Source organism: Brevundimonas sp. (genome assembly GCF_036963785.1).
Taxonomy (GTDB): Bacteria; Pseudomonadota; Alphaproteobacteria; order Caulobacterales; family Caulobacteraceae; genus Brevundimonas.
Map to the genome: position 1 here is coordinate 1 of NZ_JBALUS010000024.1, position 525 is coordinate 525.

General features: G+C 69.7%; 1 protein-coding gene. It reads right to left on the reverse strand.

Annotated features, from left to right (window positions below):
• Window positions 1-525: pseudouridine synthase (locus V7672_RS15275; RefSeq protein ID WP_335625420.1), on the reverse strand; the 525-nt coding region annotated here is incomplete at both ends.

Here is a 525-nt window from a genome sequence, read left to right on the forward strand (position 1 = left end):
GTGGGCCTGCCCTGGCTGCTCCTGATCGGGGTTTTCCTCTGGATCTGGCTGAAGCTGGTCTGGCCGCGGGTGCGCCGCCGGAAGCCGGGGGCGACCCCGAAGGCACCGAAGAGCTGATCAGGCTGGCGCGTTCTTCAGAGGTGAGGGCGCGCCACTTGCCTTCCGGAAGGCTGCCGAGTTCGAGCGGGCCGATGCGCGTGCGGTGAAGGTCCACGACGACGAGACCGACCAGTTCGCACATGCGCCGGATCTGGCGGTTGCGGCCCTCCTTCAGGCGAAACCGCAGCCGGCCCGCGCCGACCGTGTCGATCCTGGCCGGCCTCAGCCGCCTGCCGTCGAGCGACAGGCCATGGCGCAGCTGCGAGAGGGCCTGCGGCGTGACCTGGCCCCTCACGGTGACGAGGTATTCTTTCTCGAGGTCCGACCCCGGCCCGATCACGGCCTTGGCGAGCACGCCATCCTCCGACAGGAGGAGCAGTCCGCGCGAATCCATGTCGAGCCGCCCGAGCGGGGCGAGCATTGTCT